The following is a 6,993-nucleotide window of genomic DNA, read 5'->3' as shown; positions in this document are numbered from 1 at the left end:
CGATGACCCGTTGCGCCGGTTGATGGTGCCTGCGGCGCCTTCGCTTTCCAGATGATCGTCGAGCTCAGCCGACAGCATCCGCTCCGACAACGCCTTCTTCAGCTCGTCGAGCAGACCGTCCTTTGCAAACAGCTCCTGCGGGTCACGACCAGCCAGAAGCTGGTCCAAAACGTCCTTGTCGATTGCCATATCGATGGTCCCTTCCATTCCATCCTATGGCCTCCCGCACAAAATTCCTGACAGTCCCGATCGCCCGCGTCGAGCAGGCAGGTGATCAGTTCAGCATTTATACTATGCTACCTTCCTCACCCTCAAATATTATGCGGATATCATCGACCGAAATCATTGGCCTTCCTGTTGCCGGCCAATGCCTGTTCGGCAGATTGCGACGTGGTCTGTTCGCGGCTTCCTGGCTGTCGCGCCTTTCGGTTACGTCATGTTCGGCAAAGCGAGGTGAAGCAGGAACGAACGTGCTGATGCCGATAAATCGATGGATGGACTGGCGCTGGCACAAACCACGATCCTTCAGGCTGGACGGATCTCACCAAGCCTATGATGAGGCCCTTCCTCAGAGCGCAACGTGCCGGACCGAGCGGGAAAGCTGGCTTTATCAGTGCTTCCCCAAAGGAGCAGGCCGCAGGAGGCGACAATCAGTGATGTCACTTCGTGACATTTACCGCTGAAAGCTACAGCGGGCCGCTCGATCCGGCCATCCACCACGACTTTCCCAAAATACCATCGTTTTCGGGAAAGCCCCCGACCTTCACGATACAGCCCCCCTCCCCAACCCGCCGCTCCCGCGCTAGCATCGCGGCCATGTTCATCGGCCATTACGCCCCCGCCTTCGTCGCCGCCGCGCTGCCGGGGCGGGCGCGTCCGCGATTGGGGGCGGTGTTCGTGGCGGCGCAGCTGGTCGACGTAGCGTTCTTCCTGTTCGTGCTGGCGGGCATCGAGCATATGCGACTGACGCCGGGGCATACCGCGATGAACGCGGGCGATTTCTGGGACATGCGCTATACCCACAGCCTGATCGGGACATTCGGGTTCGCGGCGGGCTGGGCCGTCGTGGCGCGGCTCAGGCGGCAATCGTGGCGGGTGGCGTGGATCGGCGCGGCGGTGGTGGCGTCGCACTGGCTGCTCGACTGGCTGGTCCATGCGCCCGACCTGACGTTGCTGGGGGCCGGACACCGCTATGGACTGGCGCTATGGAACCGTCCGCAGATCGAGATGCCGCTGGAACTGGGGCTGACCGCGCTGGCGGCCACCTTCTACGTCACGCGAACGCGGGCGATCGGGTGGCAGGGGCGGATCGCGCCCGCATTGCTGGTCGCGGTGCTGCTGGCGGTGCAGGCGATCGACTGGACGACGCCGCAGCCCGCCGCGCCGGTCGATCCCGCGCCGCCGTCGTTCGCGGTCACCGCGCTGGTCGCCTATGCCGTGCTGGCCGCGCTGGCGTGGTGGACCGTGCGCGTGCGGCGCGTTCGGGCTGGACCGGCGGTGTCCATGCTGTAGGGACAGCGGCCATGAAGGCGACCATCTGGCACAACCCGCGCTGTTCGAAGTCGCGTCAGGCGCTTGCGCTGCTGGAGGCGGCGGGCGCGGACGTCACGATCGTCGACTATCTGAAGACGCCGCCGACCCGCGACGAACTGGCGCGGCTGTACGATCGCGCCGGCATCGCCCCGCGCGACGCGCTGCGCAAGGAGGCGCCCGCGGTCGCCGACGATGCCGCCGCGCTGGACCTGATGGCGCGCGATCCGGCGACGATCGAGCGGCCGCTGGTGGAAACGGCCAGGGGCGTGCGGCTGGCCCGCCCGCCCGAACTGGTGCGCGACCTCCTGTGACGCTGCCCCCCTTCCCGCTGCCGGACGCGGCCTTCTGGCGGCGGGCGCGCGCGACCCGTGCCAGCGTGGTGATCGACGCCGACGCCTATTTCCGCCGCGCGCGCGAGGCGATGCTGAACGCGCAGCACCAGATCCTGCTGGTCGGATGGGATTTCGACGCGCGAATCACGCTGGCGTTCGGGCAGGATCACCCGGAGGCGCCGACCGACGTCGGCAATTTCATCGGCTGGCTGGTGAAGCGGACGCCGGGGCTTCAGGTCTATATCCTGCGCTGGGACAAGGGCGCGCTGAAGACGCTGTTCCGCGGACGGACGCTGTGGACGCTGTTCAAGTGGCGGTTCTTCCAGAAGCGGATCCACCTGCTGCTCGACGGGCATCACCCGGTCGCCGCGTCGCATCATCAGAAGATCGTGGTGATCGACGACGATCTGGCGTTCTGCGGCGGGATCGACATGACCGACGAGCGGTGGGACACGCGCGCGCATCGCGACGACGACCCGCACCGCCGCTCGCCCTCGGGCGGGGCGTACAAGCCGTGGCATGACGTCACCACCGCGCTGGAGGGGCCTGTCGCGGTCGCGCTGGGCGAATTGTGCCGCACCCGCTGGGAGATTGCGGGCGGCGCCCCGGTGCCGGCGCCGCCGCCGCGCGCCGGGGCGTGCTGGCCCGAGAGCCTGGCAGCGGACTTCACCGATGTGGACGTCGCGATCTCGCGCTCGCAGCCCGAACATGGCGGGCTGCCCGCGATCCGGGAGATCGAGGAACTGTACCTGGCGCTGATCGCGGGGGCGCGGCGGCGCATCTATGCCGAGAGCCAGTATTTCGCGTCGCGCCGCATCGCCGAGGCGATCGCGCGGCGGGTGGCCGAGCCGGACCCGCCCGAGATCGTCGTCGTCAACCCGGTGACCGCGCAAGGCTGGCTGGAGCCGCTGGCGATGGACACCGCGCGCCAGCGACTGGTAGCGGAGATCGAGAAGCGCGACCATCGCGACCGCTTCCGCCTGTACCACCCGATGACCGCGGGGGGCGAGGCGATCTACTGCCATGCCAAGGTGCTGGTGGTGGACGACCGCGTGATCCGGGTGGGATCGTCCAATTTCAACAATCGCTCGATGCGGCTGGACACCGAATGCGACGTGACGATCGCCGAGGAGCCGGAGACGATCGCGCGCATCCAGGCGGACCTGATCGCCGAGCATCTCGATGCGCCGATCGCGGACGTGGCGGCGGGGATCGCCGCCGACGGCCTGATCGCGACGATCGAGCGGCTGCGCGGCACGGGCAAGACGCTGATCCCCTACGACCCGCCCGAACTGAACGACGTCGAGCAATGGCTGGCGGACAACGAGGTGCTGGACCCCGAGGGACCGGACGAGATGTTCGAGGCGTTCGCGAAGCGGCCGGGGCTGTTGCGGCGGTTGCGGCGGAAGTAGAAGCGCGATCGTCACCCTAGCGAAGGCTGGGGTTTCCCGCGAGGGAAGGCAGGTGGCAGACGCGCGAGACCCGAGCATTCGCTGGGGTGATGGAGCTTCCATCTGGCATCCCCCGCGCCATGCCGCTATGCGCGCGCCATGACCGCCATCACCCCCGAGATCGTCGCCGACCACGGCCTGTCGCCTGAGGAATATGACCGTGTGCTCCACGCGCTGGGGCGCGAGCCGAACCTGGTCGAACTGGGCATCTTCTCGGTCATGTGGTCGGAGCATTGCAGCTACAAGTCGAGCCGCATCCACCTGAAGAAGCTGCCGACCACCGGCCCGCAGGTGATCTGCGGCCCCGGCGAGAATGCCGGCGTGGTCGATATCGGTGACGGGCAGGCTGCGATCTTCAAGATGGAGAGCCACAACCACCCGTCGTATATCGAGCCGTACCAGGGTGCGGCGACGGGCGTGGGCGGCATCCTGCGCGACGTGTTCACGATGGGCGCGCGACCGATCGCGAACATGAACGCGCTGCGCTTCGGCCGGCCCGACCATCCGAAGATGCGTCACCTGATCGCCGGCGTCGTCCATGGCATCGGCGGCTACGGCAATTGCGTGGGCGTACCGACCGTCGGCGGCGAAGTGAACTTCCACCCCGCATACGACGGCAACATCCTGGTCAATGCGATGACGGTCGGCATCGCGGACACGAACAAGATCTTCTATTCGGCGGCCAGCGGCGTCGGCAACCCGATCGTCTATGTCGGCAGCAAGACCGGGCGTGACGGCATCCATGGCGCGACCATGGCGTCGGCCGATTTTGGCGAGGATGCCGATGCCAAGCGTCCGACGGTGCAGGTCGGCGACCCGTTCACCGAAAAGCTGCTGATCGAGGCCTGCCTGGAACTGATGGCGTCCGACGCGATCGTCGCGATCCAGGATATGGGCGCGGCAGGCCTCACCTCCTCCTCGGTCGAGATGGCCAGCAAGGGCGGCGTCGGCATCGAACTGACCATGGACGACGTGCCGCAGCGCGAGGAGGGCATGACCCCCTATGAGATGATGCTCTCCGAATCGCAGGAGCGCATGCTGATGGTGCTGAAGCCCGGACGCGAGGACTTCGCCAAGGCGATCTTCGAGAAATGGGAGCTGGATTTCGCGGTGATCGGCAAGGTCACCGATACCGGGCGCATGGTGCTGACCTGGCGCGGCGAGACGGTGTGCGACATCCCGCTCGCCCCGCTGGCCGACGACGCGCCGCTGTACGACCGCCCGCACGTCCCCACCCCCACGCCCAAGGCGCTGGTCGACGTGCCCGAAAGCCGCGACCCGGCCGCCGACCTGCTGGCGCTGATGGGATCGCCCGATATCGCGAGCCGCCGCTGGATCTGGGAACAGTACGACCACATGGTCGGCGCCGACACCGTCCAGCGCCCCGGCGGCGATGCCGCGGTGGTGCGGGTCCACGGGACGGACAAGGCGATGGCGATTACCACCGATTGCACCCCGCGCTATTGCTTCGCCGACCCGGTGGAGGGCGGCAAGCAGGCGATCGCCGAGGCGTGGCGGAATCTGACCGCGGTGGGCGCCAGCCCGCTGGCGGTGACCAACTGCCTGAACTTCGCCAACCCGCAGCGCCCCGAGATCATGGGGCAGATCGTCGGCTGCCTGGAGGGGATGAGCGAGGCGTGCCGCGCGCTCGACTTCCCGATCGTGTCCGGCAACGTCAGCCTGTATAACGAGAGCAAGGCGACCGGTGGCGGCTCGGCGATCCTGCCCACACCGGCGATCGGCGCGATCGGGCTGCTGGCCGACTGGCAGAAGAACATGACGATCGCGTTCAAGCAGACCGGCGACATCATCGTCGCGGTCGGCACGCGCACCGGTCATCTGGGCCAGTCGCTGTGGCTGCGCGAGCTGCACGGGCGCGAGGAAGGCCCGCCGCCGCGCGTCGACCTGGAGATGGAGCGCCGCACCGGCGACTTCATCCGCACGCAGATCGACGCCGGCGCGCTCGGCGCGGTCCACGACGTGTCCGACGGCGGGATCGCGGTGACGATCGCGGAAATGGCGCTCGCGGGGAACATCGGCGCGATGATCGACCGCGCGCTCCCCTATGACACCGCCGCGGCACTGTTCGCGGAGGACCAGGGCGTCTATATCGTCACCGTCCACGACCATGCGCTGCTCGACTTCCTGCAGGCCGCGCTGGACGCCGGGATCGAGGCCGAGCCGCTGGGCCGGACGATCGGAACGCGGGTGATCTTCGAACTGCGCGACGGCGATTTCGCGGTGGCGCTGGACGACCTGCGCCGCGCCCACGAAGGGTTTTTCCCGGCGCTGATGAACGGGTGACGCCGGTGCGGCGATGACGCCGCACCGCCGCCACCGGCGGGACATGATCTCGCCGCGCTGCCAGCCGACGACGACGGGCGCGATCCGCGGCCGGTCGCGGCAGCAGGGGGACGATTGATGACCGCCACCACCGACCCGGTCGCCCGCCCCGCCCCCCGTATCGCGCAGCTCGATATCATCCGCGGGCTGGCGGTGATGGGCATCCTGGTCGCCAACCTGCCCGCCTTCGCGCTGCCGGCCGCCGCCTATTTCTCGCCATTGGCGTGGGGCGGCACCGGGGTGGCGGACCGGATCGCGTGGTTCGTCACCTTCGTGCTGGTCGAAGGCAAGATGCGCGGGCTGTTCTCGATGCTGTTCGGTGCGTCGATGCTGCTGGTGATGGATCGCGCCGCGGCCGGCGGCCGATCCCCGGCGGCGGTGCATCTGGCACGGATGGCGGCGCTGTTCGCGATCGGGCTGGTCCACCTCTACCTGATCTGGTGGGGCGACATATTGGCGCATTATGCGCTGGTCGGCACGGTCGCGCTGGCGTTCGCGCGGGCGCGCATCCGGTTGCTGCTGTTCGTGAGCGGCGTGCTGCTGCTGATCGACCTCGTGCTGGCTACGTCGGTCGCGGCGATGCTGGTGGCGACGCCCTCGCCCGCCACCGGATCGATGGTCGCGGCGGTGGTGCGCGGGTTCGGCGTCCCGCCGCAGGCGGAGCTGATCGCGGAGGTCGACGCCTATCGCACCTCCTTCGTCACCGCGACGCGGTTCCGGCTGGCACATGCCGGAACCCCGCTCGACGGGCTGTACGTGTTCGGGTTGCAGACGTTGAGCGCGATGCTGCTGGGGATGGCGGCGTTCCGGTCGGGGTTCCTGACCGGGGGCTGGTCGCGCGCGACCTATCGGCGGATCGCGCTGATCGCGCTGGGTACGACATTGCCGCTCTATACGCTGCTGGCGTGGCATTCGATGGCGGGCGGGTTCGGTTATCGCCGCATCTTCCTCGCGTCGATCGTCCTGGGGCCGGTGCTGCGCCCGGTCACGACGGTCGGCTATGCCGCGCTCGCGCTGGCGGCGGTGCGCGGCGACGGACGGTGGAGCGCGCGGATCGCCGCGGTGGGGCGCGCGGCGTTCAGCAATTACATCGGCACGTCACTGGCGATGCTGCTGCTGTTCACGGGCGCGCACCGTTTCGGCACGCTGTCGCGCGCGCAATTGTATGTGCTCGCGCCGCCGATCTGGGCTTTCATGCTGTGGTGGTCGCCGTGGTGGCTGCATCATTTCGGACAAGGGCCGCTGGAGCGGGTGTGGCGCAGCATCGCCGATGCGCCATGGCAGATGCGAACGAGACGCAATTAGACTTGCGAGCAGATCGCAGTAGCGATATT

At 68.2% G+C, this 6,993-nt stretch carries 6 protein-coding genes; 5 read left to right on the top strand and 1 reads right to left on the bottom strand.

Annotation, left to right across the window (positions count from 1 at the left end; genetic code table 11):
* The coding region (locus COA17_RS13070) for a transposase (protein WP_176484888.1) at positions 1-189 on the bottom strand (189 nt) is incomplete at its 3' end.
* 627 nt (positions 190-816) lie between these two features.
* On the opposite strand from COA17_RS13070, the gene COA17_RS13065 reads away from it, so the two are divergent.
* From COA17_RS13065 to COA17_RS13045, 5 genes are all read left to right on the top strand, one after another.
* Positions 817-1,512 (top strand): hypothetical protein, encoded by a 696-nt coding sequence (locus COA17_RS13065; protein WP_096612979.1) that lies wholly within the window; start codon positions 817-819, stop codon positions 1,510-1,512.
* Between the two features lie 11 nt (positions 1,513-1,523).
* Positions 1,524-1,844 carry an ArsC/Spx/MgsR family protein gene (locus COA17_RS13060; protein ID WP_066491025.1) on the top strand — a complete coding sequence of 107 codons (321 nt, stop codon included), beginning with the start codon at positions 1,524-1,526 and terminating at the stop codon, positions 1,842-1,844.
* The gene (locus COA17_RS13055) at positions 1,841-3,277 is read left to right on the top strand and encodes a phospholipase D-like domain-containing protein (RefSeq protein ID WP_425442717.1); all 1,437 of its coding nucleotides are present in this window, start codon (positions 1,841-1,843) and stop codon (positions 3,275-3,277) included. Before COA17_RS13060 ends, COA17_RS13055 begins: the two co-directional genes overlap by 4 nt.
* A gap of 138 nt (positions 3,278-3,415) precedes the next feature.
* Positions 3,416-5,620 (top strand): phosphoribosylformylglycinamidine synthase subunit PurL, encoded by a 2,205-nt coding sequence (gene purL, locus COA17_RS13050; RefSeq protein ID WP_096612977.1) that lies wholly within the window; start codon positions 3,416-3,418, stop codon positions 5,618-5,620.
* Between the two features lie 117 nt (positions 5,621-5,737).
* Positions 5,738-6,964 (top strand): DUF418 domain-containing protein, encoded by a 1,227-nt coding sequence (locus COA17_RS13045; protein ID WP_096612975.1) that lies wholly within the window; start codon positions 5,738-5,740, stop codon positions 6,962-6,964.
* The last annotated feature ends 29 nt before the right edge of the window (positions 6,965-6,993 follow it).

The sequence above is a fragment of the Sphingomonas ginsenosidimutans genome (assembly GCF_002374835.1).
GTDB classification, from domain to species: Bacteria; Pseudomonadota; Alphaproteobacteria; order Sphingomonadales; family Sphingomonadaceae; genus Sphingomonas; species Sphingomonas ginsenosidimutans.
The sequence above is the reverse complement of the archived record's forward strand: the minus strand, read 5'-3'. Positions and strand labels throughout refer to the sequence as shown.